This window comes from Streptomyces rishiriensis (assembly GCF_030815485.1).
Lineage (GTDB): Bacteria > Actinomycetota > Actinomycetes > Streptomycetales > Streptomycetaceae > Streptomyces > Streptomyces rishiriensis_A.
This window is the reverse complement of the sequence record NZ_JAUSWV010000002.1, coordinates 5,881,577-5,907,983: the sequence shown is the minus strand read 5'-3', so window position 1 is coordinate 5,907,983 and position 26,407 is coordinate 5,881,577. Positions and strand designations below refer to the sequence as shown.

At 71.9% G+C, this 26,407-nt stretch carries 19 protein-coding genes and 1 pseudogene; 11 read left to right on the top strand and 9 right to left on the bottom strand.

The window, feature by feature from the left end; genetic code table 11:
- The first annotated feature begins 51 nt into the window (after positions 1–51).
- From gcvH to QF030_RS28875, 4 genes are all read left to right on the top strand, one after another.
- The gene (gene gcvH, locus QF030_RS28890) at positions 52–429 is read left to right on the top strand and encodes a glycine cleavage system protein GcvH (protein ID WP_020131386.1); all 378 of its coding nucleotides are present in this window, start codon (positions 52–54) and stop codon (positions 427–429) included.
- 14 nt (positions 430–443) lie between these two features.
- Entirely contained in the window at positions 444–1,721 is a 1,278-nt protein-coding gene (gene glyA, locus QF030_RS28885; RefSeq protein ID WP_307165513.1) for a serine hydroxymethyltransferase, read from the top strand.
- Between the two features lie 75 nt (positions 1,722–1,796).
- Positions 1,797–3,164: an L-serine ammonia-lyase gene (locus QF030_RS28880; protein WP_307165512.1), complete on the top strand. Its 1,368-nt coding sequence runs from the start codon at positions 1,797–1,799 to the stop codon at positions 3,162–3,164.
- 38 nt (positions 3,165–3,202) lie between these two features.
- Entirely contained in the window at positions 3,203–3,745 is a 543-nt protein-coding gene (locus tag QF030_RS28875) for an MOSC domain-containing protein (RefSeq protein WP_307165511.1), read from the top strand.
- 10 nt (positions 3,746–3,755) lie between these two features.
- Here the strand turns inward: QF030_RS28875 and QF030_RS28870 are convergent, their stop codons facing one another.
- The 3 genes and pseudogenes from QF030_RS28870 to QF030_RS28860 form a co-directional block, all read right to left on the bottom strand.
- The gene (locus QF030_RS28870; RefSeq protein ID WP_307165510.1) at positions 3,756–4,418 is read right to left on the bottom strand and encodes an NADPH-dependent F420 reductase; all 663 of its coding nucleotides are present in this window, start codon (positions 4,416–4,418) and stop codon (positions 3,756–3,758) included.
- A gap of 431 nt (positions 4,419–4,849) precedes the next feature.
- Positions 4,850–5,062, bottom strand: coding sequence for an EF-hand domain-containing protein (locus QF030_RS28865; RefSeq protein WP_028807102.1), 213 nt, complete (start codon positions 5,060–5,062; stop codon positions 4,850–4,852).
- A gap of 62 nt (positions 5,063–5,124) precedes the next feature.
- A pseudogene (locus QF030_RS28860) lies at positions 5,125–5,981 on the bottom strand (helix-turn-helix domain-containing protein).
- Between the two features lie 118 nt (positions 5,982–6,099).
- Between QF030_RS28860 and QF030_RS28855 the strand changes: the two are divergent.
- The gene (locus tag QF030_RS28855) at positions 6,100–6,798 is read left to right on the top strand and encodes a GNAT family N-acetyltransferase (protein ID WP_307165509.1); all 699 of its coding nucleotides are present in this window, start codon (positions 6,100–6,102) and stop codon (positions 6,796–6,798) included.
- A 217-nt stretch (positions 6,799–7,015) separates the two neighbouring features.
- Here the strand turns inward: QF030_RS28855 and QF030_RS28850 are convergent, their stop codons facing one another.
- The 6 genes from QF030_RS28850 to QF030_RS28825 all read right to left on the bottom strand — a co-directional run bounded on the left by QF030_RS28850 (position 7,016) and on the right by QF030_RS28825 (position 13,873).
- A complete protein-coding gene (locus QF030_RS28850; RefSeq protein ID WP_307165508.1) occupies positions 7,016–8,212 on the bottom strand; it encodes a YncE family protein in 1,197 nt (398 codons plus the stop codon).
- The gene (locus QF030_RS28845) at positions 8,212–9,054 is read right to left on the bottom strand and encodes a polysaccharide deacetylase family protein (RefSeq protein WP_307165507.1); all 843 of its coding nucleotides are present in this window, start codon (positions 9,052–9,054) and stop codon (positions 8,212–8,214) included. The genes QF030_RS28850 and QF030_RS28845 overlap by 1 nt, the downstream gene beginning before the upstream one ends.
- A gap of 509 nt (positions 9,055–9,563) precedes the next feature.
- On the bottom strand, positions 9,564–10,067 hold the full coding sequence (locus QF030_RS28840) for an ATP-binding protein (protein WP_307165506.1): 504 nt from the start codon (positions 10,065–10,067) through the stop codon (positions 9,564–9,566).
- A gap of 289 nt (positions 10,068–10,356) precedes the next feature.
- Positions 10,357–11,124: an enoyl-CoA hydratase/isomerase family protein gene (locus QF030_RS28835; protein WP_307165505.1), complete on the bottom strand. Its 768-nt coding sequence runs from the start codon at positions 11,122–11,124 to the stop codon at positions 10,357–10,359.
- Between the two features lie 89 nt (positions 11,125–11,213).
- Positions 11,214–12,458: a L,D-transpeptidase gene (locus tag QF030_RS28830; RefSeq protein WP_307165504.1), complete on the bottom strand. Its 1,245-nt coding sequence runs from the start codon at positions 12,456–12,458 to the stop codon at positions 11,214–11,216.
- 170 nt (positions 12,459–12,628) lie between these two features.
- Positions 12,629–13,873 carry a L,D-transpeptidase gene (locus QF030_RS28825; RefSeq protein WP_307165503.1) on the bottom strand — a complete coding sequence of 415 codons (1,245 nt, stop codon included), beginning with the start codon at positions 13,871–13,873 and terminating at the stop codon, positions 12,629–12,631.
- 152 nt (positions 13,874–14,025) lie between these two features.
- Between QF030_RS28825 and glgX the strand changes: the two genes are divergently transcribed.
- The 6 genes from glgX to QF030_RS28795 all read left to right on the top strand — a co-directional run bounded on the left by glgX (position 14,026) and on the right by QF030_RS28795 (position 26,293).
- Positions 14,026–16,257, top strand: a complete 2,232-nt coding sequence (gene glgX / locus QF030_RS28820) for a glycogen debranching protein GlgX (protein WP_307165502.1) — start codon at positions 14,026–14,028, stop codon at positions 16,255–16,257.
- Positions 16,258–16,579: 322 nt separating this feature from the next.
- The gene (locus tag QF030_RS28815; protein ID WP_307165501.1) at positions 16,580–18,421 is read left to right on the top strand and encodes an ABC transporter ATP-binding protein; all 1,842 of its coding nucleotides are present in this window, start codon (positions 16,580–16,582) and stop codon (positions 18,419–18,421) included.
- On the top strand, positions 18,418–20,274 hold the full coding sequence (locus QF030_RS28810) for an ABC transporter ATP-binding protein (protein WP_307165500.1): 1,857 nt from the start codon (positions 18,418–18,420) through the stop codon (positions 20,272–20,274). The genes QF030_RS28815 and QF030_RS28810 overlap by 4 nt, the downstream gene beginning before the upstream one ends.
- A gap of 63 nt (positions 20,275–20,337) precedes the next feature.
- Entirely contained in the window at positions 20,338–22,134 is a 1,797-nt protein-coding gene (locus QF030_RS28805; RefSeq protein WP_307165499.1) for an ABC transporter ATP-binding protein, read from the top strand.
- A 2-nt stretch (positions 22,135–22,136) separates the two neighbouring features.
- Positions 22,137–23,951, top strand: coding sequence for an ABC transporter ATP-binding protein (locus tag QF030_RS28800; protein WP_373428924.1), 1,815 nt, complete (start codon positions 22,137–22,139; stop codon positions 23,949–23,951).
- Between the two features lie 290 nt (positions 23,952–24,241).
- Positions 24,242–26,293, top strand: a complete 2,052-nt coding sequence (locus tag QF030_RS28795) for a M4 family metallopeptidase (protein WP_373428822.1) — start codon at positions 24,242–24,244, stop codon at positions 26,291–26,293.
- The last annotated feature ends 114 nt before the right edge of the window (positions 26,294–26,407 follow it).

The window sequence follows — 26,407 nt, the reverse complement described above, 5'->3', positions numbered from 1 at the left end:
CAGCAGTCCCCCATTCACCAGCACCCTCCCGCGTACAGGAGAATTCAGGCCATGAGCAACCCCCAGCAGCTGCGCTACAGCAAGGAGCACGAGTGGCTGTCGGTCGCCGAGGACGGCGTCTCGACGGTCGGCATCACCGAGCACGCGGCCAACGCGCTCGGCGACGTGGTCTTCGTCCAGCTCCCCGAGGTCGGTGACACGGTGACCGCGGGCGAGACCTGCGGCGAGCTGGAGTCGACCAAGTCGGTCAGCGAGCTGTACGCGCCGGTCTCCGGCGAGATCGTCGAGGTCAACCAGGACGTCGTCGACGACCCGGCGCTGGTGAACTCCGCCCCGTTCGAGGGCGGATGGCTGTTCAAGGTACGCACCGCGGGCGAGCAGGACGACCTGCTCACCGCCGACGAGTACACCGCCTTCACCGCCGGCTGAGGAGTCGTAGACGCATGTCCGTCCTGAACACGCCCCTGCACGAGCTCGACCCGGAGATCGCCGCCGCGATCGACGCCGAGCTGAACCGCCAGCAGTCCACGCTCGAGATGATCGCCTCGGAGAACTTCGCTCCGCTCGCGGTGATGGAGGCGCAGGGCTCGGTCCTGACCAACAAGTACGCCGAGGGCTACCCGGGCCGCCGCTACTACGGCGGCTGTGAGCACGTCGACGTGGCCGAGCAGATCGCGATCGACCGGATCAAGGAGCTGTTCGGCGCCGAGTACGCCAACGTCCAGCCCCACTCGGGCGCCTCCGCCAACCAGGCCGCCCTGTTCGCGCTGGCCCAGCCCGGCGACACGATCCTCGGCCTGGACCTGGCGCACGGCGGTCACCTGACCCACGGCATGCGGCTGAACTTCTCCGGCAAGCAGTTCGACGTGGTCGCCTACCACGTGGACGACGCCGGCCTGGTCGACATGGCCGAGGTCGAGCGGCTCGCCAAGGAGCACCGCCCGAAGGTGATCATCGCGGGCTGGTCGGCCTATCCCCGGCAGCTCGACTTCGCCGAGTTCCGCCGGATCGCGGACGAGGTCGAGGCCTTCCTGTGGGTCGACATGGCGCACTTCGCGGGTCTGGTCGCGGCCGGTCTCCACCCGAACCCGGTGGAGTACGCCGACGTCGTCACGTCCACCACCCACAAGACGCTGGGCGGCCCCCGCGGCGGCATCATCCTCGCGAAGAAGGCGTTCGCGAAGAAGCTGAACTCGTCCGTCTTCCCGGGCTTCCAGGGCGGCCCCCTGGAGCACGTGATCGCGGCCAAGGCGGTCTCGTTCAAGGTCGCCGCGACCGAGGACTTCAAGGAGCGCCAGGCCCGCACGGTCGAGGGCGCGAAGATCCTCGCCGAGCGCCTGACCGCGCCGGACGCCCGCTCGGCCGGGGTGAACGTCCTCTCCGGCGGCACCGACGTGCACCTGATCCTGGTCGACCTGCGCGAGTCCGAGCTGGACGGTCAGCAGGCCGAGGACCGGCTCCACGAGGTCGGCATCACGGTCAACCGCAACGCGGTCCCGAACGACCCGCGGCCGCCGATGGTCACCTCCGGACTGCGGATCGGCACGCCCGCCCTCGCGACCCGCGGCTTCACCGCCGCCGACTTCGCCGAGGTCGCGGACGTGATCGCCGAGACGCTGAAGGCGCCGTCCCCGTTCGCGGAGGCCGACGCGGCGGCGCTGAAGGCCCGGGTCACGGCCCTGGCCGACAAGCACCCGCTGTATCCCGGTCTGAGCGAGTAGTTCCCTTTCCCGGGTGCCGCGCACACTGTGAGGTGTGGGCGGCACCCCGCACCACCCCGTACTGAGGAGTTCCCCGTGGCCATCTCGGTCTTCGACCTGTTCTCGATCGGCATCGGCCCGTCCAGCTCCCACACGGTCGGCCCGATGCGCGCGGCCCGTATGTTCGCCCGCCGGCTGCGGGGCGAGGGTCTGCTGGACTCCGTCGCGTCGGTGCGCTGCGAGCTGTACGGCTCGCTCGGCGCGACCGGCCACGGCCACGGCACGCCCAAGGCGGTGCTGCTCGGCCTGGAGGGCTCCTCCCCGCGCACGGTGGACGTGGAGGGCGCGGACGACCGGGTGGAGCAGATCAAGAGCTCCGGACGGCTGCGGCTGCTGGACTCGCGCGAGATCCCGTTCTCCTACGACGACGACCTGGTCCTGCACCGCCGCAAGGCCCTGCCGTACCACGCCAACGGCATGACGATATGGGCCCACGACGCCCAGGGCGCCGAGCTGCTGTCGAAGACGTACTACTCGGTCGGCGGCGGCTTCGTCGTGGACGAGGACGCGGTCGGCGCGGACCGCATCAAACTCGACGACACGGTCCTGAAGTACCCCTTCCGTACGGGCGACGAGCTGCTGCGCCTGGCGAAGGAGACCGGCCTGTCGATCTCCTCGCTGATGCTGGAGAACGAGCGCGCCTGGCGCACCGAGGACGAGATCCGGGACGGGCTGCTGGAGATCTGGCGGGCGATGCAGTCGTGCGTCTCGCGGGGCATGTCTCGTGAGGGCATTCTGCCGGGCGGCCTGCGGGTCCGCCGCCGGGCCGCCATGACGGCGCGTCAGCTCCGGGCGGAGGGCGACCCGTTGGCGCTCGCCATGGAGTGGATCACGCTGTACGCGATGGCGGTGAACGAGGAGAACGCGGCCGGCGGCAGGGTGGTGACCGCCCCCACGAACGGCGCGGCCGGCATCATCCCGGCGGTCCTGCACTACTACGTGAACTTCGTGCCCGGCGCCGACGAGGACGGGGTGGTCCGCTTCCTGCTCGCGGCCGGCGCGATCGGCATGCTGTTCAAGGAGAACGCCTCCATCTCGGGCGCCGAGGTCGGCTGCCAGGGCGAGGTGGGCTCGGCCTGCTCGATGGCGGCGGGCGCGCTGGCCGAGGTCCTCGGCGGTTCCCCCGAGCAGGTCGAGAACGCGGCCGAGATCGGCATGGAACACAACCTCGGCCTGACCTGCGACCCCGTGGGCGGCCTGGTCCAGATCCCGTGCATCGAGCGCAACGGCATGGCCTCGGTCAAGGCGGTCACCGCGGCCAAGATGGCGATGCGCGGAGACGGCTCGCACAAGGTGTCCCTGGACAAGGTCATCAAGACGATGAAGGAGACGGGCGCGGACATGTCCGTCAAGTACAAGGAGACGGCCCGGGGCGGGCTGGCGGTGAACATCATCGAGTGCTGACTCGGCAGCGGGTCGCAGGGACAGGGGAGCTTCGCCGTATGAGTGGGTCGGTCAGCGCTGTCAGCAGCAACGGTACGTACTCCTTCACCAAGCCCAACCGGGAGAGCGTCACGCTGGTCGCCGGGCTCGGGGTGCTGGGGGACGTGCATGCCGGGGCCACGGTGAAGCACCGCTTCCGGATGGAGAAGGATCCCTCGCAGCCGAATCTGCGGCAGGTGCACCTCATCCACGAGGAGCTGTTCGAAGAGGTGCGAGCGGCCGGGTTCGAGGTGGCCGCCGGGCAGCTCGGGGAGAACGTGACCACCCGGGGGACGGACCTGCTGGCGCTGCCCGAAGGGACCCGGCTGCGGCTCGGCGGACAGGCCGTGGTCGAGGTGACCGGGCTGCGCAATCCGTGCAGGCAGATCGACGACTTCAGAAAGGGCCTGCTGAAGCAGGTCGTCGGGCGGGGTCCGGACGGCCGGCCGGTCTTCAGGTCCGGGATCATGGGCGTGGTGCTCAGCGGGGGTGTGGTGCGGCCCGGGGACCCGATCGGGATCGAGTTGCCGGACGGGCCGCACCGCCCTCTGCGGATCGTCTAGCCGGGCCCGTCTAGCCGCGGAAGGACGCCGGGCGTTCCGGGCTCGCCTCGGCCAGGGCCTTGGTGACCGCCTCGGTGCCGGCCTGCAGCCCGTAGACGGGGGTGTCGGGCTGCTGGCGCCAGGAGTCGTCGATGCCGCCCGCGTCGACGGTGTCGAAGCCGAGCTCGTCGATCAGGGCGCGTACCTTCGCCTTCGCCGCCTCGTCGTCGCCGGCCACCGGGAGCGCCATGCGGTCGGGGTCGCCCGCGGCGAGCGGGCGGTCCAGGATGTCCTGGGCGTAGGTGCCGTTGAAGGCCTTGATCACGGGGTGGCCGATGTGACGCTCGGTCCAGCGGCTCTCGGTGAGGCCCTCGTCCTCGATCTCCGCGATCCGGCCGTCGCGCTGCTGCGGGTAGTAGTTGTTGGTGTCGATGACGGCCACGCCTTCGGCCGCGCCGTCCAGGATGCCGGGCGGCAGGCTCGGGACCGCCTTGACCGGGATCGTGATCACCACGACCTCGGCACCGCGCGCCGCCTCCTCGACGGTGACGGGGGTCGCTCCCGTCTCCTCGGCGAGTTCCGTGAGCGTCTGCGGGCCTCGGGAGTTCGCGACGGAGACGTCGTGACCGAGCGCGCTGAGACGCCGGGTGAGGTTGCCGCCGATGTTGCCCGCTCCGATGATGCCGATCTTCATGAGTGGCCTTGCCTTCCGGGACGGAGTCGCTTCGTTTCATGCATATGCATGCACCTGAGAGCGGCAACCCCGGTCGGTGGCAGGCTATTCCGGCTCCGCGGCGATCCCTGAGGATTTCTCCGCGGAGCCCGGCCCGGCACCGCCCGGATCCTCCCGTTCCGCCGCGAGGACGGCCGCCGCGGTCTCCGGGTACCCGTCCGCGACGGCCAGGACCGGCCGTGGAGCGGCCGACGCCGAGTTCCTTCGCGGGCGTGACCCCGCCGGGGAGCTTCGCGCCGACGGGCCAGGTCCCGGCCGGGCCCCCTCGGCGATCCGTGCGCGCAGGGCGCCGGCGGCCTGCCCGACCGGCGGACCGGGGCGGGCGGCGCCGAGCGGCGGTCATGAGCAGGGGGCGCCCCGCAGGTCGCGAGGCGCCCCCTTCTCCGCTCGTCTCACTTGTTCAGGTGCGCCCAGAACTCGTCGAACGAAAGGAGCTTGTCGCCGTCGAGGTCGCGGCTCTTGATGATGACCTCGGCCACCGACTCGGTGACGTTCCAGTCACCCCCCTGGGCCAGGGCGGTCTTGAACTCGGCCGCGGTGATGAAGCCGTCCCCGTCCGTGTCGATCCGCTGGAACTCCTTGCGCGCTTCTTCGATGTCGGCCACCGATCCGCCCCTCTTCGTCATGCCTTGCGGTCATACTTGCTGTTCCACTGACGCAGGTCAGGTTAACGGCCCTGGTGAGCGCGGAGCGCGGCGACCACCCAGGAGAACTCCTCCTCGTACGAGGGCCGGCTTCCGACACCGTTCACGATCGCCGACAATCGGCGGTAGCGGGCGACCCGTACGTTCGATGCGGCGGTCAGCCGGTCGAGGACGGCGGCCCGGTCCGCGTCGCCCAGCAGGCCCCGCAGGAACTCCTCGGCCGCCGGGTCGCCGGGGGCGACGCCCTGGCGCAGCGCCTCGCCGCCGAGGTGCACGAGACGGCTCATGAACCACAGGGACGTGCCCGCCGGGACGTCCGGCCCGCGGTCCGCCGCGTTGAACTCGACCATCGTCCGCATCAGCACCCGGAACTCCGGGTCCCGGATCAGCTCGGCCAGCTCCACCCAGGCGTCCACCTGCTCGGGAGCCGGATCGTCCGGCAGGTCCGCCGTGGCGAACCGCAGCCGGGTACGGATGTCGGGGTCGGCCGTGTCGAGACTGTCGAAGATCTCCGCCGTGAAGTCGTCGAGGAGCCGCTTGCGTTCGGCCGCCGACAGCCGGGCCAGTCTGTTCATCAGGGTCATCTCCTCCGCGGTCGAACCGCGTCGCGCCACGGACGACAGCACGGCCCGGGTCACCTTCAGCGAACCGATCTGCACATCCAGCGCCGCCACGTGCGCCGCCGCGACCTCCGCGACCGTCCGCTCCCCGGTCAGCACCCGGCGCACATCGGCCAGGCCGAGGCCCAGCTCGCGCAGGGTGCGGATCAGTTCCAGCCGGGCCACCGACCCGGCGTCGTAGAGGCGGTAGCCGCCGGCCGAGCGGGTCACCGGGCCAGGACCCCCTCGTCGGACCAGTAGCGGATGGTGCGCACGGTCAGTCCGGTGGAGCGGGCCAGCTCTCCGATGGTGAAAAGTCCGGTGCCGTCGTCGATCATGTGTGTGAGTGTGGGCCTTCCAGTGGGTGGAGGCTCAAGGAGCGCGAAGGGGAGCGGCGCGGTGGGGACCTTGCGGGACATTCTCGACGCGGCCGCGCGCGGTGTCTTCCCTCCCGCCGACGGCCGCACGACCGTCCTGCCCCAGCCCTCCCCCCGCGAGGCGGGAGTCCTGTCCTTCACCGCGCACTCGGTGGTGTTCACGGACGAGGACCCGGGGTGGGTGGACGAGGCCTTGGCCGCCGCCGACTGCGACGCCCTGGCCGCGTCGATGAGCCCCCGGTTCCTGACGGCTCTGCTCGACCGTACGGGCCGGGTCGCGGAGACGGTCGACCAGTTGATGGTCGGTTCCCCGCTGCCTGGCCCGCCGTCCCTCGCCCTGGCCGAGATCGAGGACCCGGACCATCCCCGGGTGGTCAGCTCGCGCAGGCGCCGCGACGAGGTGCGGGTGTGGGCCGCGAAGGGGGGCGTGCTCGTCCTCGGTCGCGGGGTCGCAGGTCGGCTGGAGGTCGCCGTGGAGGTCGAGGAGGGCGTACGGCACCAGGGACTGGGCCGGGCCCTGGTGGGCGCGGCCCGGCACCTGGGCGGGGGCGAGCCGGTGTGGGCGCAGATCTCGCCGGGGAACGCCCGCAGCACACGGGCGTTCCAGGCGGCGGGCTATCTGCCGGTCGGGGCGGAAGCGCTGCTCACCGTCCGGCGGGAGCCGGGGGCGGCGGGAGCCGGTGCCACGGCGCGTGGTCCGGATCGCTCACACGGCCGCTGAGCGCCTCGGTCCGGTCGCGCGTCACCCCGGGTCGTGTCCGCAAGGTCCCGCCCGGCTCGCGACGCCCGGCACGCACGCTCGCCCCGTCGTCGGGACCGCCCACGGACACCCGGTACGAGGCCGGTCCTCCGCCTTGCGACCGCAGGCACCGGACCGCACGCACCGGACGCCGCGAGCCCAGCCCTGCGGGCAGACGGCGCCGCTTCGCGGACACGGCCTAGCGGAAGATGCCGGTGTGGCCGAGCGAGTAGCGGCCCGGCTGCGGGTAGACGGCCAGACCGTGCGGACCCCTGCCGACCTTGATCCGGGCGAGCTGCTCTCCGGTGCGGGTGTCGATGGCGTACACCTCGGAGTTGTACCGTCCGGACAGCCACAGCACCTTGCCGTCCGCCGAGACGCCGCCCATGTCCGGGCTGCCGCCCTGCGGAAGGCGCCACTTCTTGGTGAGCGCGTTCTCGTGGAAGTCGAAGACGGAGACGGTGCCCTCGCCGCGGTTGGAGACGTACATCTCGCGGGAGTCGCGGCCGACGTACAGCCCGTGGCAGCCCTTGCCGGTGTGCAGGAACTCCGGCTCGCCGAAGGTGTCGCCGTCGACGATCCACATCCCGTCGGCCATCATGTCCGCGATGTAGAACCGTTTCCCGTCGGGTGACACCTTCACGTCCTGGGGCATGGCCCCCTTGAAGGGCAGCTTCCGCTGTCCGACGACCTTCATCTTCTCGGTGTCGACCTTGAGCAGCTCACCGCTGAACTCGCAGGACACGATGAAATACCTCCCGTCGAGCGAGAAGTCGGCGTGGTTGACGCCGTAGCAGGTGACCGGTTCCGTCTTGATCCGCTTCATGGTGTGCGGGTCGCGGAAGACGAGTTCGCGGTCGAGGGAGGCCATCACGACGGCGTACTTGCCGTTGGGCGTGAAGTAGAGGTTGTACGGGTCGTGCACCTCGACCGACTTGCCCGCCTTGCCGGTCTTCGGATCGATGGGGGTGAGGGTGTGCCCCCGGTTGTTGTTGACCCACAGCGTCTTCATGTCCCAGGAGGGGACGACGTGCTGCGGCTGCCGCCCCACCCTGAGGGTCTCGATCACCTCGTACGTCTTCGGGTCGATGACGGAGACGGTGTCGGACTCGGTGTTGGGAACGTAGACCCGCGACGGGAAGTCCTTGACCACCGGGGAGAGCCTGCCGGGACGGTCGGCGGCGTAGACGTCCTTCGGATCGAGCACGGGCGGCATGCCGGGCAGGCCGTCGACGACGGGCCTGTGGGCCTTCTTCGCCGGTGCGGGAGCGGCCGCCTCGGTGGCGCCGCCGCGCCCCTCCTTGGCCGCCCCGTCCCCGGCGCCGGTGCCACAGGCGGCGAGGACGGTGAGCGCGGCGCCCGCGAGCAGAGTGCTTTTCACGAGGTTGCGGTGCATCAGCCGATCAGCTCCGTGGTGGTGACCGCGCGCAGTCCGCGGCGGTCGAGTTCGTCGAGTACGGCGGGGAGTGCGGCGACCGTGTCCGCGTACCCGAAGTGCAGGCTCACGACGGACCCGTCCCGGACCTTGCCGAGGATGTTGCGGGCGACGGCGGCGGCACCGGGCGAGGTGAAGTCGAGGGAGTCGACGTCGTAGGAGAGGACGTGCGGGTAGCCGGCACGGCGGGCCAGCGTTTCCACGAGCGGGGAGGCACGGATGGCGCGGGAGGGCCGGAACCAGGTGCCGATCGACCCGGTGAGCCTGCGCAGCCGCGCGGCGCACCCGGCGATCTCGGCCGCCGCCTCAACCTCGGGCATGGCGTTGATGTCCAGGTGACGCTGGGTGTGGTTGCCGAGGTCGTGGCCGCCGTCGAGAACCCGGCGGGCGAGGTCGGGATGTTCGTCCAGCCAGGACCCGACGGCCAGCACGGTGACCCGCGCGCCGTGCCGCTCGGCTTCACCGAGCAGGGCCCGGGCGACGGAGGGCTCCCCCTGACCGTGGAAGGTGAGCGCGACCCGGGAGCGGCCGCGCGGACCGTGACTGATCTGAGCGGGCTGCCGGGGAAAGGCACGCGGCGCGGGAGCGGCCAGGGGACGGGCGGGAGCGGCACGGGTGGGGGAAGCGGGCCCCGGAGAGGCCGATCCCCGGGAGGCGGGGCCCGGAGAGGCGGGGGCGTGCGGGGCGACGGCGCCGGAAGGGGACTCGGAGGGCGAGCACGCGGCCGCGAACGCACCCCCGGCGACGAGCCCGGCGCCCGCCCGCAGCGCGAAACGACGGTCGGATGTGGTCACCCGCACCATTTAAGGCCGGATATGCGACATTTCCGGCCATTGACGCAACCCGACTCACCGACGAGCGACGCCCCACTCGCCCCGCCCGGGGCCTCTTCCGGATAGTTCGCGAACAAGGCCGGGACCAGCACCGAAGCGGACCCCCTGGCCCTCAACGCCCCGACGCCCCGACCGGGGACGACCCACCCAGTCCGTCCGGCGCTGGAGGACGAGGCCCGTTCAGGGCCGACACGGGGACCCGGGGGCGGCAGCCACTCGACTTCCCGGCCGGGGACGACACACCCAGCGCGTCCGGGACCCCTGGGGCAACTTGGGGAGGAGACCCATCCAGAGCCGACGCGGACGCCCGGCCCCGACAGCCACTCGGCTCGCCGACCGGGGACGACCCACCCAGTCCGTCCGGCGCCGGAGGACGAGGCCCGTTCAGGGCCGACACGGGGACCCGGGGGCGGCAGCCTCCGGGGGACGGCCACCGGAACACCCCGCACATACCCGGCCGACCGCCGGAGGCACCGGCACTAGCGGTCCGCGACCCGCATCTCGAACCACGTCGTCTTGCCCCGGGGCAGGAGATCCACGCCCCACCGGTCGGACAGCTTGTCGACGAGGAACAGCCCCCGCCCGCTGACGTCCAGTTCCTGGACCGGCATCAGACAGGGCAGCCCCCGCGAGGGATCGCGGACCTCGACCCGGATCCAGCCGCGCCGGCGCCGCATCCGAAGGCCGAAGACCCGGGCGCCGGTGTGCCGTACGGCGTTGCCGACGAGCTCGGAGACGAGGAGGACCGCGTCCTCGGTCATCTTGGGGGTCAGTCCCCACTGCCGCAGGACGACGACCTGGGTCAGCCGTCGGGCCGTGGCGGCGGACTCGGGCCGGGACGGCAGCGGAACCTCGCCGTCGGTCGGGTTGCCGAACAACTCCAACGCCTTCAACGCCCGTTCGTCCTCGACCGCAGGCGACCAGCGCGCCGCGGTCGCACGGCCCGGTCCCCGCGGCTGTTCGATGCCCTCCAGCCCCGCCATGCCCCCATCATGGCGGCCCCGAGGCGCCTCCGGGGCCGTTCCGACGGAATACACCACCCGGAATCTACCGTTCCGAATGGATTGATCGGCATATGCCAGGGACAGTTCAAAGCCCGACAAAACGGGACTGACCTGCGGCAACGGATCGCCGCAAGGCGCTCGACGGGGCCGCTCGACAAGGCAGGCTTAAGGTTGCGTTAAGGCCCCCATAAACCGCCCCATCGAGGGACCTGGCATGAGACACCCCGTCAATTGCAAGTGATTCGGCGGAGTTGGCAGGAGACCTCTCTCACAGGAACTTGGCCTTGCCCGGGCCCTCCTCCACGAAGCTGCGCATCCCGATCTCCCGGTCGGCCGTCGCGAACAGACCCGCGAACCAGTTCCGTTCGATGGCCAGGCCCGTCTCGATGTCGGTCTCCAGACCGGTGTCGATCGACTCCTTGGCGGCGCGCAGCGCGATAGCCGGACCCTGCGCCAGCTTCGCGGCCCAGCGGTGCGCCTCCGTGTACACGTCGGCGGCCGGGACGACCCGGTCCACCAGACCCATGGTCAGTGCCTCGTCGGCCTTGACCATCCGGCCGGTGAAGATCAGGTCCTTCGCCTTGGAGGGGCCCACCAGCCGGGAGAGGCGCTGGGTGCCGCCGGCGCCGGGGATCAGCCCCAGCAGGATCTCCGGCTGGCCCAGCTTGGCGTCGTCCCCGGCGATCCTGAAGTCCGCGCACAGCGCGAGCTCGCAGCCGCCGCCCAGCGCGTAGCCGGTCACCGCCGCGACGACCGGCTTGGGGATGCGGGCCACCGCCGTGAAGGAGTCCTGGAGGGCGCGGGCGCGCAGGACCATCGCGGTGTGGTCCATCTCCTGCATCTCCTTGATGTCCGCGCCCGCCGCGAACACCTTCTCCCCGCCGTACACGACGACCGCGCGTACGTCGTCACGCCGGGTCGCCTCCTCGGCGAGCTCCTTGAGCCGGTCCTGGGTGGCCACGTCCAGCGCGTTCATGGGCGGGCGGTCGAGACGCAGCGTGCCGACGCCGTCGGCGACTTCGAGATTCACGGTCATGACAGCAGGTTAACCATCACTAACCACAACGGACCCGGTGCCGTTTGTCACAGCACCGGGCCCGCCCGCCCGCAGTCGTCAGGGGACCGCTACTTGCTCCACTCCGCCCAGGGGATGTTCCAGCCGTTGAGGCCGTTGGCCGGGTCGACCGTCGGGTCGGTGGAGTTCTTCACGACCACCACGTCGCCGACCATCGAGTGGTTGAAGAACCAGGCGGCCGCCACGGAGCTGTCGTAGCCGCCGCGCACGTCCCGCAGGCCGATGCAGCCGTGGCTGGCGTTGTAGTTGCCGAAGGCGTCGCCGCCCCAGTAGTTACCGTGCACGAAGGTGCCGGAGTCGGTCAGGCGGATGGCGTGCGGGACGTCCTTGATGTCGTACTCGCCGTCGTAACCGACCGTGTCGCCGTTCATCCTGGTCACGGTGAACTTCTCACTCATGACCATCTGGCCGTTCCAGGTCGCGTAGCCGGCCTTTCCGGTGGTGACCGGAATGGTCTTGACGACCTTGCCCTCCTGCGTGACCTTCATCGTGTGCTTCTTGGCGTCCACGACGGACACCTGGTCGCGGCCGATGGTGAAGGAGACGGTCTTGGCCTGCTTGCCGTAGACGCCCTTGCGGCCCTCGACGCCGTCGAGGTTCAGCTTCACGGTGACCTTGGTGCCGGCCTTCCAGTACTTCTCCGGGCGGAAGTCGAGACGGTCGTTGCCGAACCAGTGGCCCTGCACGTCGACGGCCGGCACGGTCGTGACGGTGATGGCCTTCTCGACGTCGTCGGGATGGGTGATGCCCCGGGTGAAGCGCACCGAGAACGGCATGCCGACGCCGACCGTGGAACCGTCCTCGGGCGTGAAGTTGCCGGTGAAGGTGTTCTGCGGGCTCAGCGTGGTGAAGGACGAGTCCTCGGCGGCCGTGCGGCCCTCGGAGTCCTTCGCGACCGCGTGCACCTGGTACTTGGTGGACCCGGCGAGGTGCGTCGCCGGCGTCCAGCCGGCGCCGTCCGCGGAGATCGCGCCGGTGACCGCCGTGCCCTTGTCGTCCTTGACGACGACCTCGGTCAGTTTGCCCTTGGCGGCCGTCACCTTCAGGGCGCCGCTGGTGTCGACGTCCTTGGCGCCGGTCTTCGGGGCGATGGTCACGACCGCCTCCGACTGCTTGCTCTCGGCGGCGGCCGAAGCACCCTTGTCGGAGCCCGCGCCCTTCGCGTCGGACCCGGTGTCCTCGCCCCCGCCGCAGGCCGTGACGGCCAGCAGCAGCCCGCCGAGGATCAGCGCCAACCGCTTGTCGCGGCCACGACGTCCCCCAACCGACGCCCCCGATATCGGTCGCACGTTCAAAGTCGTTCTCCCCACTCCCCCGGGCCCTCCCCGGGCCCGCACCGCGACGCGTCCCCCGCGTTCGCCGCATATTAACCACAAGGTCAACGGCCTGGACGGGCCAAGATTGTCACCGTTCAGTCCCAACTAGGACCAGGAGAACGCGGGGAAGGTTGCACCGGGGGGCGAGGTCATTTCACGGCGCCGCCGGCGATCCACTCCTTCCAGCTCATGTTCCAGCCGCCGAGCCCGTTGTCCGGGGCGACCTGCTTGTCCTTGCTGTGCACGACCTCGATGACGTCACCGACGAGCGAGCGGTCGAAGAACCAGCCCGCGGGCGTGTCCGAGGCGCCGCCCTTGACGTCCCTGAGGCCCACGCAGCCATGGCTCACGTTGGCCCGGCCGAAGACGTCCTCCGCCCAGTAGTTGCCGTGCAGGAAGGTGCCCGAGCTCGTCAGCCGCATGGCGTGCGGCACGTCCGGGATGTCGTACTCGCCCTTGCCGTCGGCCTTCTTGAAGCCGACCGTGGCGCCGTTCATCCGGGTCAGCTCCAGCATCTCGGTCACCACCATCTTGCCGTTGTAGGTGGTGTTCTTCGGCGCCCCGGCCGTGATCGGCACGGTGGCCAGCAGTTCGTCGTCGCGTCGCACCTGCATCGTGTGCTTCGCCGCGTCCACCAGGGACACCTGGCTTCGGCCGACGGTGAAGGAGAACGACTTGTCCTGCAGCCCGTAGACACCGGGCGCCCCCTCGACGTCCCGCAGTCCGAGCCTGACGGTGACCCGGGTGCCGGGCGCCCAGTACTCCTCGGGCCGGAAGTCGAGCCGGGTGTCACCGAACCAGTGCGGCCGGATGTCCACCGCGGGCTCCGCCGTGACCCGGACGGCGCGCTGGACGGCGGCGCGGTTGTCGATCTCCCGGTTGAACTCCAGCGAGACGATCATCCCGGTGCCCACCGTGGAGCGGTTCTCCGGAGTGACATAGCCGATGAAGCGCTCTTCCGGGACGTACGTGGTGAACGTGGTGTGCCGGGCCGAGCGGTTGCCGTCGCCGTCCAGGGCGACGGCGTCGACGGTGTAGCGGGCGGCAAGCCCGAGCCGGTCGTCGTCCGGCCGCCAGCTCGTTCCGTCCGCGGCGATCCTGCCCGGGACCGGGGTCTCCTGCGCGTCCTGCGACCTGACGACCTTCACCGACTCCAGCCGCCCGCCCGGTACCCGGACCAGCAGCCGCTCCTCGGGCCTCACCCCCTTCGTGCCGTCGTCCGGGGTGACGCGGATGACGTCCTCGGGTGCCGGGGGCTTGCCGAGCACCCGGTCGAGTCCGCTCCGGCTGTCGTCGCCGGTGCAACCGGCGGCCCCGGCAAGTAGTCCTGCCCATGTCAGTACGGCGGCCAGTGCGACCCCCGCGCGCCGTGCGCGCCCTTGTACGTGCCTCACATGGTGCCCAACGATCGGGCACGCTCCGGGGAAACGTGAGTGCGAGGGCCGCTCTGGGCAGAAATGGGGGGAGGACGACGCGACGGGGAGCCGCGGCGGGACACCGCGCGCTCTTTTCCCACGTCGTCCCACGAGCCGCGGGAGGCTGAACGGTGTCCAGCGCAGCCGAGCAGGAGGCGGTGGCGGAGCGCGCCACGCCGGACACCGTCATGAACGGTGCGTCACGCAAGGTGCCGCGACCACGCGTGTGGCCGGGCGCGTCCACACCACTGGGCGCCCGGTTCCGGGTCGGCCCGGACGGGGTCGCGGGCACCAACTTCGCCCTGTGGGCGGGTGGGGCGGAATCGGTCGAACTGTGTCTGTTCGACGAGGCCGGCCGGGAGACGCGTGCCCGGCTCACGGAGCTCACGCACGAGATCTGGCACGGCTTCGTGCCGGGGATCATGCCGGGCCAGCGTTACGGCTACCGGGTGCACGGCCGCTGGGATCCGTGGACCGGCGGCCGCTGGAACCCCGCGAAACTGCTCCTGGACCCGTACGCCCGGGCGGTGGACGGCGAGTTCAGCCTGCCGCCGGAGGTCTACGGGCACGTGCGTGACTGGCCCCAGCAGCAGGTCGCCGACACCGTGCGCGACGAACGGGACTCGGCGCCGCACGTCCCCAAGGGCGTCGTCGTGCACGATGACGACGACTGGGCCGACGACCGCCGCCCGAAGACCCCCTGGGCCGACTCGGTGATCTACGAGCTGCATGTGCGCGGCTTCACCCGGCTGCACCCGGGGATCCCGGAGGAACTGCGCGGCACCTACGCCGGTCTGGCGCATCCGGCGGCGGTGGAGCACCTGGTGAAGCTGGGCGTCACCGCGGTGGAGCTGCTGCCGGTCCATCAGTTCGCGCACGAGGACCATCTGCTGCGCCGGGGGCTGAAGAACTACTGGGGCTACAACTCGATCGGCTACTTCGCCCCGCACGCCGCGTACGCCTCGGCCGGGACGACGGGCGGGCAGGTCGGCGAGTTCAAGCGGATGGTGCGCGCGCTGCACGCGGCCGGCATCGAGGTCATCCTCGACGTCGTCTACAACCACACGGCGGAGGCCGGCGAGCTCGGGCCGACGCTGTCGTTGAAGGGCATCGACAACCGGGGCTACTACCGGGTTCAGGCGGACGCGCGCAGATACGCCGACTACACGGGCTGCGGCAACACCCTGCACGTGGTCCAGCCGCACGTGCTGCGGCTGATCACCGACTCGCTGCGCTACTGGGTGACGGAGATGGGCGTCGACGGCTTCCGCTTCGACCTGGCGGCGGCGCTGGCGCGCTCCATGCACGACGTCGACATGCTGTCCCCGTTCCTGGCGGTCATCGCGCAGGACCCGGTGCTGCGCCGGGTGAAACTCATCGCCGAGCCGTGGGACGTGGGCTCGGGCGGCTACCAGGTGGGCGCCTTCCCGCCCTTGTGGACGGAGTGGAACGACCGCTACCGCGACGCCGTACGGGACTTCTGGCGGCACGCGCTGCCGGACGTGCGGGAGATGGGCTACCGGCTGTCGGGGTCGAGCGACCTGTACGCGTGGGGCGGCCGCCGGCCCTACGCGTCGGTCAACTTCGTGACCGCGCACGACGGTTTCACCCTGCGCGACCTGGTGTCGTACGACCGCAAGCACAACGAGGCCAACGGCGAGGGCAACCGGGACGGTACGAACGACAACCGTTCCTGGAACGGCGGCGCCGAGGGCGAGACGGCCGACGAGCGGGTGCTGGCCCTGCGGCGCCGGCAGCTGCGGAACCTGCTCACCACCCTGCTGCTGTCGACGGGCGTGCCGATGCTGGTCGCGGGCGACGAACTGGGGCGCACCCAGGGCGGCAACAACAACGCCTACTGCCAGGACAACGAGATCAGCTGGGTGGACTGGGCACTGCTGGAGGAGCCGGGATGGCGGGCCCTGTTCGACCTCACCTCCCGGCTGATCGCGCTGCGCCACCGCCACCCGGTGCTGCGCCGTCGCGCCTTCTTCTCCGGGCGGGCACATTCGGCGGACGGGCTGCGCGACCTCGCCTGGTTCACCGAGCGGGGCACGGAGATGACCGAGGGGGACTGGTACGCGCCCGCGGCGACCCTCGGGATGTACCTGTCCGGTCGGGACATTCCCGGCCGGGACGAGCGGGGGGCCCTGATCACCGACGACAGCTTCCTCGCCGTTCTGCACGCCGGGGACCGGCCGGTGAACTTCGTCCTGCCGGGGGCGCCCTGGGCGGAGCGGTACGAGGTGGTCGTCGACACGTCGCGCGAGGAGCAGGCGGAGGCGCCGGGGGTGACGCATCCGGCGGGGATGCCGGTGACGGTGCCCGGGCGGGCGGTTCTGCTGCTGCGGGTGGTGGGGTGAGGCGACGTCGCGGGCCCACGCGCTCCGCGCGGCACCCCCAGGAGGCCGAAGACCGACCACGTAGGCGATCCGGCCGCCGACTCCCGTGCACAGGCCGGTCTCGTCCCCGGCCGGCCGGAGCTGCCCGCCGGGCCGCCGCCGTACGGCGACTGCGGGGGAGACGGCGGCCGGCACCTCGGCCGGCTCGCCCGAACGGGTGTCGGCCGATCCGCCGCTGTCCTGGTACGACCCCTCGAACACGCAGGTCGTAGGACCAGCGGCCGAGCCCGGCCCGGCCAAAACTCGGTGGGCGTCGTCAGCGCCGGTCCGTAGGCTCGCGGTGATGCCCAGGACACCTGCAACCGCTTCCCGAAACCGCTCCGCCGTACGCTCCCTGCTGCGTCTGTGGCCGTACGTCCGTCCCATCCGGATACGGCTGTTCGCGGCCGCCTTCGTCGCCGTGGTCGCCTCCTGTACGGGGCTGGTCATCCCGCTCGTCCTGAAGTGGATGGTGGACGGCCCCGTGGCCGACCGGGACACGGCCGGGGTCTGGCTGGGCGCGCTCTGCCTGCTGCTGCTCGGGTTCGCGGAGGCGCTGCTGTTCGGGTTGCGGCGCTGGATGGTGGCGCGTCCGCTGTCGCACGTCGAGGCGGAGATGCGCGCGGATCTCTACGGGCGGCTCCAGCGGCTGCCGGTGGCCTTCCACGACCGGTGGCCCTCGGGACAGCTGCTGTCCCGGGCGACGGCCGATCTGGGGCTGCTGCGCATGTTCCTCGCCTTCCCGCTGACGTTCCTGCTGGTCAACTCGGTGACGATCCTCTTCGGCGTCGTCATCATGCTGCTCCAGGACTGGACGCTCGGGCTGGTCATCCTCGGGCCGGCCGTCCCCGTCGTCGTGATGTGCGTGTACTTCGAGAACCGGTACTCGGTCGTCGCGCGGCGCGCCCAGGACCAGGCCGGGGACCTGACGACGGTGGTCGAGGAGAGCGTCCTCGGGATCAGGATCATCAAGGGCTTCGGGCGGCACCAGAGCCAGGCGCGGGCCTTCCGGGAGCTGTCGTCGACGCTGCGCGGCACGGAGCTGCGCAAGGCGCGGCTGCTGGCGACGATCTGGGCCGTCATCGTGACGCTCCCGGAGGTGGCGATCGGCGCCGCGCTGGTGCTCGGCTCGGTGCAGGTGGCGGACGGCGAGCTGTCGGCGGGCACCCTGGTCGCCTTCCTGTCCACGGCGCTCGCGCTGCGGTGGCCGGTGGACTCGATCGGCTTCCTGCTGGCGATGAGCCAGGAGGCGGCGACGGCGACCGAGCGCTACTTCGAGGTGATGGACGAGCCGCCCGAGGAGCCCGACGGCCGTGGTGCGCGGACCGTGGCGGCCGACGGCGGTCTGCGGTTCGACGGCGTGACCTTCCGCTATCCCGACGCCTCCCCCGACTCCCCGCCCACCCTCGACGGCGTGGACCTGCACATCCGGCCCGGCGAGTCCATGGCGCTGGTCGGGGCGACCGGCAGCGGGAAGACCACGCTCACGGCGCTCGTCCCCCGGCTGCACGAGGTGACCGCCGGCCGCATCACGCTCGACGGTGAGGACATCACGGCGATGTCCCGCGAGGAGCTGCGCTCACGGGTCGCCGTCGCCTTCGAGGAGCCGACCCTGTTCTCCGCGAGCGTCGGGGACAACGTCCTGATGGGGGCGGCGGACGGTGCGGGCGCCGTGGAGCTGGAACGGGCGCTGGGTGTGGCACAGGCGGACTTCGCGCACGCGCTGCCGCAGGGTGTCGACACGCAGGTCGGCGAGCAGGGCCTCAGCCTCTCCGGCGGCCAGCGGCAGCGTCTCGCGCTGGCCAGAGCCGTCGTCGGGCAGCCCGGGTTCCTCGTCCTGGACGACCCGCTGTCCGCGCTGGACGTGCACACCGAGGCCGCCGTGGAGGCCGCGCTGCGGCAGGTCCTCGCCGACACCACCGCGCTGATCGTGGCGCACCGGCCGTCCACCGTGCTCCTCGCCGACCGTGTCGCCCTGCTGTCCGACGGGCGTGTCACCGCCGTGGGCACCCATCACGAACTGCTGCGCAGCAATGCCGAGTACGCCCACCTCATGTCCGGAGAGCCGTCCGGATCACCGTCCGCAGAGCCTTCCGGGACACCGTCCGGAACCCGCTTCGGGGAACAGGAGGCCGACCGCCGATGACCGCCCCCACCACCGCTTCCCCCGTCACCGACGACGCCTGCGAGGTCGCCCCGCGGACCGCCGACGACCCCTTCGACAAGGACGTCCTGCCCACCCCGCCCGGCGCCACGGGCGCGCTGCTGCGTTCGCTGCTCGAGCCGATGCGGGCGCGGGTCGCGTTCACCTCGCTCCTGCTGCTGCTCCAGCAGGCTGCCGTGCAGGCAGGGCCGCTGCTGGTGGCGTACGCCATCGACCGCGCCGTACCGGCGTTGCGGGCCGACGACCACGGGCCGCTGATCGTGGTGGGCGTCGGCTATCTGCTGTGCGCGCTGGCCTCCGGCGGACTGCAGTACGCGTTCCTGATCACCTCCGCCCGCGTCAACCAGGACGCGCTGCTCGATCTGCGCGGCCGGATCTTCCGGCACGCGCAGGCGCTGAGCCTCGACTTCCACGAGCGCTACACCTCGGGCCGGCTGATCTCCCGCTCCACCACGGACGTGGAGGCGTTGCGCGAGCTGCTCAGCGAAGGTCTCCAGGAACTCGTGACGGTGATCCTGTCCTTCCTCTACATCTCGGCGATGCTGCTCTGGCTGGACCTGGGCCTCGGAGCCGTCGCGGTGGCCTCCTTCGTGCCGCTGTACCTCCTCGTCAGGATCTACCAGCGGCGCGCCGGGCAGGTGTTCCGGTCCCGCTCCACCGCGATCGCGGCCGTGATCGTGAGGTTCGTGGAGACGATGAACGGCATCCGGCCGGTGCGCGCCTTCCGCCGCGAGGACGTCAACGACGCCGACTTCCGCGTCCTGAACCGGCGGCACGAACGGATCAACGGCAACGCGCTTCTGGAGATGGCCCGGTACGTCGTCGGATCGCGGCTGGTCGCCAACACGGCGGTCGCGGTGATCGTGCTGTGGGGCGCCACCCGGGTGGCCGACGGCTCGCTGGAGCTGGGGGTGCTGGCGGCCGCCGTGCTGTACCTGCGGCGGCTGTACGACCCGATCGACCGGCTCGGCATGTTCCTCAACTCCTACCAGTCGGCGGCCGCCTCGCTGGAGAAGATCGCGGGGCTGCTGGCACAGGCGCCGTCCGTGCCGGAGCCGTCGGCGCCGCGGGAACTCCCGGCGCTCGAGGGCGAACTGCCCGGCCGGGAGGTCCTCTTCGACGGGGTCTCCTTCGGTTACCGCACGGGGGGCGAGATCCTGCCCCGCTTCGACCTGGTCCTTCCCGCCGGGCAGACCGTCGCCGTGGTCGGCTCGACCGGCGCGGGCAAGTCCACGCTGGCCAAGCTGCTCGCCCGCTTCTACGACCCGTCCGAGGGTCGGGTGCTGCTGGACGGGGTCGACCTGCGCGAGCTGGCCGTGCCCGAGCTGCGGCGCGGGGTGGTCATGGTGACCCAGGAGGCGTTCCTGTTCTCCGGCACGGTCGCCGAGAACATCGCCATCGGGCGGCCGGACGCGAGCCGGGAGGAGATCGAGCGGGCGGCGAAGGCGATCGGCGCGCACGAGTTCATCAGCGCCCTGCCCGACGGCTACGACACCGACGTACGCAAGCGCGGTGGCCGTATCTCCGCCGGGCAGCGTCAACTCGTCGCGTTCGCAAGGGCGTTGCTCGCCGACCCGGCGGTGCTGATCCTCGACGAGGCGACCAGCTCGCTCGACATCCCGGGCGAGCGGGCCGTGCAGGCGGCGATGGCGACGGTGCTGAAGGGCCGTACGGCGGTGGTGATCGCGCACCGGCTGTCGACCGTGGAGATCGCCGACCGGGTCCTGGTCATGGAGCACGGGCGGATCGTGGAGGACGGCAGCCCGGCCGCACTGGTCGCGGGCACCGGCCGGTTCGCGGACCTGCACCGGGCCTGGCGGGACAGTCTGGCGTGAACGTCCGGGAACGCGGGGGGACCGGGAACGCAGGGGGACCACGGGGGCCGGAGGGACGAGCGGATGATCGACGCGTACGAGGATCCCGGCACGCCCGACCGCCGCGGCGGCTGGGCGTACCTGGCGTGGCTGGTGCGCTGCCAGCCGTGGCGGTCGCTGGCCGGGGCGGTGCTGGCCAGCGTCTGGATGGTGCTGCTGGCGACGGCGCCGTATCTGTTGTCCAGGGCGGTGGACGACGGTCTGGAACCCGGTGACACGGCGGCGCTCACCGGCTGGACGGCGGCCCTGTTCGCCGTGGGTGCGCTCAACGCCTGGGTGAGCATCATGCGGCACCGCACGATGACCCGGGTGCGCATGGACGCGTACTTCCGCACCACCAAGGTCGTCCTCGCGCAGACGGTACGGCTCGGGGCCGCGCTGCCGCGACAGGCGGGAGCCGCGGAGGTCGTCACCATCGGGGTGAGCGACGTGCAGACGATCGCGGGCGCGCTGACGGTGATCGGGCCGGGCGTCGGCTCGGTCGTCGTCTACGTCTTCGTCGCCGGGCTGCTGCTGTCGGTGTCGCCGCTGCTGGCGGTGATCGTGCTGCTGGGGATGCCGGTGGTCGCGGTGCTGGTCGGACCGCTGATGGCGCGGTTGCAGGGCACCGAGACCGAGTACCGCGAGCGGCAGGGAGTGCTCACCGCGCGGATCGGCGATCTCGCGGGCGGTCTGCGGGTGCTCAACGGGCTCGGCGGCAAGGAGCTGTTCGCGGCCTCCTTCGACCGCGACTCGCAGCGGCTGCGGGCGCAGGGCTACCGGGTCGGCGCGGTCACCAGCTGGATGCAGGCGCTGGGCGTGGGTCTGCCGACGCTCTTCCTCGCCGTGGTGACCTGGCTGGCGGCCCGGCTGGCCGCCCAGGGGGACCTGACGGTCGGCGAGTTGGTGTCGGTGTACGGCTATGTCGCGGTCCTGATCGGCCCGGTGGCGTTCCTCGTCGAGATGGGCTACCAGCTCAGCAGGGGTGTGGTGGCGGCCCGGCGCGTCGTACGGCTGCTGTGCCTGGAGCCGGATCCCGACACCGCCCCCGGCGCCGGTGTCGCCGACGCGCCCGTGGAGCCGTCGGTGCTGCACGACCCCGTGTCGGGGGTGCGGGTGGCCCCGGGCCGGCTGACCGCGCTGGTCGGCGCGCGGCACGCCGAGGTGACCGCCGTCGTGGACCGGCTGGGCCGCTACGGCCCCTCGGACGCCACCTGGGGCGGGGTACGGCTGGACGCCGTCCCCCTGGACCAGGTCAGGGAGCGGATCCTGGTCGCCGACAACGAGGCCGACCTGTTCGCCGGAAGTCTGCGCGAGGTGGTGGGCGGACGGCGGGCGCCCTCCCCGTCGGACGTCGGACGGGCGGTGTGGGCGGCGGCGGCCGACGACATCGTGCAGGGCCTGCCGGAGGGGCTGGAGTCACCCGTGACGGCGCAGGGACGCAGTCTTTCCGGGGGCCAGCGGCAACGGGTGCGGCTGGTACGGGCGTTGCTGGCCGACCCCGGGGTGCTGCTGGCCGTCGAGCCGACGTCGGCGCTCGACGCGCACACGGAGGCGGCGGTCGCCCAGCGACTGCGCGCGGCCCGCACCGGCCGGACCACGGTGGTGACCACCACCTCCCCGTTGCTCCTCGCCCAGGCGGACACCGTCCACTTCCTGGTCGACGGCAAGGTGACGGCGACCGGCCGCCACCGCGACCTGCTGGAGCGGGAACCGGGGTACCGGGCCCTGGTGGCCCGGGAGGCCGAGGACGGCGATCCCGGTCCGGGTGACGCTGCCGCGGGTGGGGACACGGGCCCGGGTTCGGCCACGGGCGCCGGCGCCGGGGAGGTTGTGCGGTGACAGTGGTGGAGGGGGCGTCGGGACGTCTGCCGATCGCCGCGCCCGGGGACGTGCGCCGGGCGGCGGTCCGGCTGCTGCGGGCCGACCGGCGGGCCTTCGCCGGTGCGCTCGCCCTGAACGTGCTCGCCGCCGGGGCCGGGCTGGCCGGGCCATGGCTGCTGGGCCGGATCATCGACGAGGTGCGGGCCGGGCACGGCACCGGGGCCGTGGACCGGCTGGCGGCGGCCATTCTGGCCTGCGCGTGCGCGCAGCTGCTGCTGGCCCGCTGGGCCCGGTACGCGGGGCACCGCTTCGGTGAGCGGACGCTGGCGCGGGTGCGGGAGGAGTTCGTCGGGCGGGCGCTCGCGCTGCCCGCGTCGGTGGTGGAGCGGGCCGGCACCGGCGATCTGACGACCCGCGGCACCGCCGACGTGGCGGCCGTGGGCACCACCCTGCGGGACGCCGGGCCCGAGCTGCTGGTCTGCACGGTCCAGGCGCTGTTCACGCTCGGCGCGGTATTCGTGATCGACCCGCTGCTCGGGGCGATCGGAGTGCTGGGGCTGACCCCGATCTGGTTCGCGCTGCGCTGGTATCTGCGGCGGGCGCGTACGGCCTACCTCGCCGAGGGCGCGGCCACCTCCGAGGTCGCCGAGATCGTCGCCGCCACCGCGTCCGGGGCGCGCACGGTCGAGGCGTTCCGGCTTCGGGAACGGCGGTCGGCGGCCTGCCGGGACGCGCTGGAGATCTCGCGCCGCACCCGCTTTCGGACCCTCCACCTGCGCACGGTGTTCTTCCCGGTGATCGAGGTGTCGTACTCGCTGCCGGTGGCGGGTGTGCTGCTGCTGGGCGGCGTACTGCACGCGCGGGGTGCGATGAGCCTGGGCGCGGTGGTGGCGGCCGCGCTGTATCTGCGGCAGTTCACCGAACCGCTGGACCAGATCCTGCTGCGCGTCGAGCAACTCCAGAGCAGCGGCGCCTCGTTCGCCCGGGTGGAGGGCGTGGCCCGGGCGCCGCGCGCCGAGCCGGACGGCGAGGCGCCGGCTCCGGCGGACGACCGGATCGACGTGACGGGCGTGCGCTACGCCTACGAACGCGGCGGCGAGGTGCTGCGCGGGGTGGATCTGACGGTGCGGCCCGGCGAGCGGCTCGCGGTCGTCGGCCCGTCGGGCGCGGGCAAGACCACGCTGAGCAGGCTGCTCGCGGGCGTGGACGCGCCGAGCGCGGGCACGGTGACGGTGGGCGGAGTGCCGGTCGCGGAGCTGGCGCCCGAGACGCTGCGCCGGCAGGTCGTGCTCGTCACCCAGGAGCACCATGTCTTCCTCGGCACGGTCCGCGACAACCTGCTGATCGCCGAACCGGCCGCGGACGAGACGCAGTTGTGGGCGGCGCTGACCGCGGTCGGCGCCGCCGACTGGGTCCGGGAGCTGCCCGGCGGCCTCGACGCCGTACTCGGCGGCGGCACCCGTACGGACGGTTCCCAGGCCCAGCAACTGGCCCTGGCCCGGGTGGTGCTGGCCGATCCGCACACGCTGATCCTGGACGAGGCGACGGCCCTGCTGGACCCGGCGACCGCCCGGCACACCGAGCGGGCGCTGGCGGCCGTGCTCCGGGGCCGGACGGTCATCGCCATCGCCCACCGTCTGCACACCGCGCACGACGCGGACCGGGTCGCGGTGATGCAGGACGGCCGTCTCACCGAACTCGGCACGCACGACGCGTTGGTGACGGCGGGCGGGGCGTACGCGGCGCTCTGGCGGACGTGGCACGGCGAGCGGGCCGGGAACGGCCGGGCCCTGCCCGGTGCGGGACGGGAAACCGGGAGGGATCGGACCCCGTAGGCCCCGCGCCCCTCCGAGCCGCCCTTCCGGGTCGCCGGGGAGCCCACGGATCCGCATACCGAACATGAACTACCGGACAACGAACCGTTTCCGGCCAACTTCCTGACGCGCTCCTGACAGATAGCGCAATCCACTGCCACTCTTCCCACTGCTGGTTCACAGCAACCCCACAGCTAAGCCCGCTCCACGTACCGCCTTTGTTCTGCGTACCGCCTTTGTCGTGCCCGCACGGCTCACCCGCCGTCGGGTCTCCCCTGGCCGCGTGACCCGTGGCCGCGCAGAAGGAGTCAGTGTTGAGCAGCAGCCCCTCTCGCAGACGCACCCCCCACAGCACCTCCCGCCGTGCCGCGGCCGTCGCCCTCGTCGGCGTCTCCGCGCTCATCGCCGCCGCCGTGCAGTCCGGCGCCGCGACCGCCGCCCCGGTGAAGGCACCGCAGGCGGCGGGCCAGGCCAACCCGGGCGCCGAGTCGGTGCGCCTCACCCCCGCCCAGCGCGCCGCGCTGATACGCGAGGCGGACGCCGGCAAGGCGGCCACCGCCAAGGAGTTGGGCCTCGACGCCAAGGAGGCGCTCGTCGTCCGTGACGTCGTCAAGGACGCCGACGGCACCCTGCACACCCGCTACGAGCGCACCTACGGCGGCCTCCCGGTCCTCGGCGGCGACCTGGTCGTCGAGACCGCGAGGTCCGGCGCCACCGAGAGCGTCACCAAGGCCACCAGGGCCGCCATCAAGGTCGCCTCGCTCGCGCCCGCCGTCAGCGCGGCCAAGGCGGAGAAGCAGGCGCTCAGCCTCGCCACGGCCGCCGGCGCCGAGAAGGCGGACACCGACCGCGCTCCGCGCAAGGTGATCTGGGCGGCGAACGGCACCCCGGTCCTGGCGTACGAGACGGTCGTCGGCGGTCTCCAGGAGGACGGCACCCCGAACGAGCTGCACGTCGTCACCGACGCCACCACCGGCGCGAAGCTGTACGAGTACCAGGGCATCGAGACCGGCACCGGCAACACCATGTACAGCGGCCAGGTGACCCTCGGCACCACCCAGTCGGGGTCGACGTACAACCTGACCGACGGGGCGCGCGGCGGCCACAAGACGTACAACCTCAACCGGGGCACGTCCGGCACCGGCACCCTCTTCTCGGGCTCCGACGACGTCTGGGGCACCGGCGCCGCGTCCAACCTGGAGACCGCGGGCGCCGACGCCCACTACGGCGCGGCCCTGACCTGGGACTACTACAAGAACGTGCACGGTCGCAGCGGCATCAGGGGCGACGGGGTCGGCGCGTACTCCCGCGTGCACTACGGCAACGCGTACGTCAACGCGTTCTGGTCCGACAGCTGCTTCTGCATGACGTACGGCGACGGCTCGGGCAACACCCACCCGCTGACCTCCATCGACGTGGCCGGTCACGAGATGACCCACGGCGTCACCTCCAACACCGCGGGTCTCAACTACAGCGGGGAGTCCGGCGGCCTCAACGAGGCGACCTCGGACATCTTCGGCACCTCGGTCGAGTTCTACGCCCAGAACGCCTCCGACGTCGGCGACTACCTCATCGGCGAGGAGATCGACATCAACGGCGACGGCTCGCCGCTGCGGTACATGGACAAGCCGAGCAAGGACGGCGCGTCGAAGGACAGCTGGTACTCGGGGATCGGATCGGTCGACGTCCACTACTCGTCCGGCCCGGCCAACCACTTCTTCTACCTCCTGTCGGAGGGCAGCGGCACCAAGACCATCAACGGTGTCACCTACAACTCGGCCACCGCGGACGGCCTTCCGGTCACCGGAATCGGCCGCGACAAGGCCGAGAAGATCTGGTTCCGCGCGCTGACCACGAAGTTCACCACGACCACCAACTACGCGGCGGCCCGCACCGGCACGCTGGCGGCGGCCGGTGAGCTGTACGGCACGACCTCCACCGAGTACAAGGCGGTGCAGGACGCGTGGGCCGGCGTCGCGGTCGGCGCCCGTTCCGGCGGCGGGGGCGGCGGCGGCACCTCCTTCGAGAACACCGCCGACGTATCGATTCCGGACAACGGAGCGGCGGTCACCTCCTCGGTCACGGTCTCCGGCCGGACCGGCAACGCGCCCACGAACCTCGCGGTGGCGGTCGACATCGTCCACACCTACATCGGCGACCTCCAGGTGCAGTTGCTCGCTCCCGACGGCACGGCGTACACGCTGAAGGCATACGGCACCGGCGGTAGCACGGACAACATCAACACCACGTACACCGTGAACGCCTCCTCCGAGGTCGCCAACGGCGTCTGGAAGTTGCGGGTCCAGGACAACGCGGCCCAGGACACCGGCTACATCAACAGCTGGAAGCTGACCTTCCCGTAGGCCACAGGCCCCTCAGGGGCCGTGTTACGGCCGGCCGAGAGGCAGCGCACAGGACGCCGTCCCGGAGTTTCGACTCCTCCGGGGCGGCGTCCGCTTTTTGCCCCTGCCTTACCC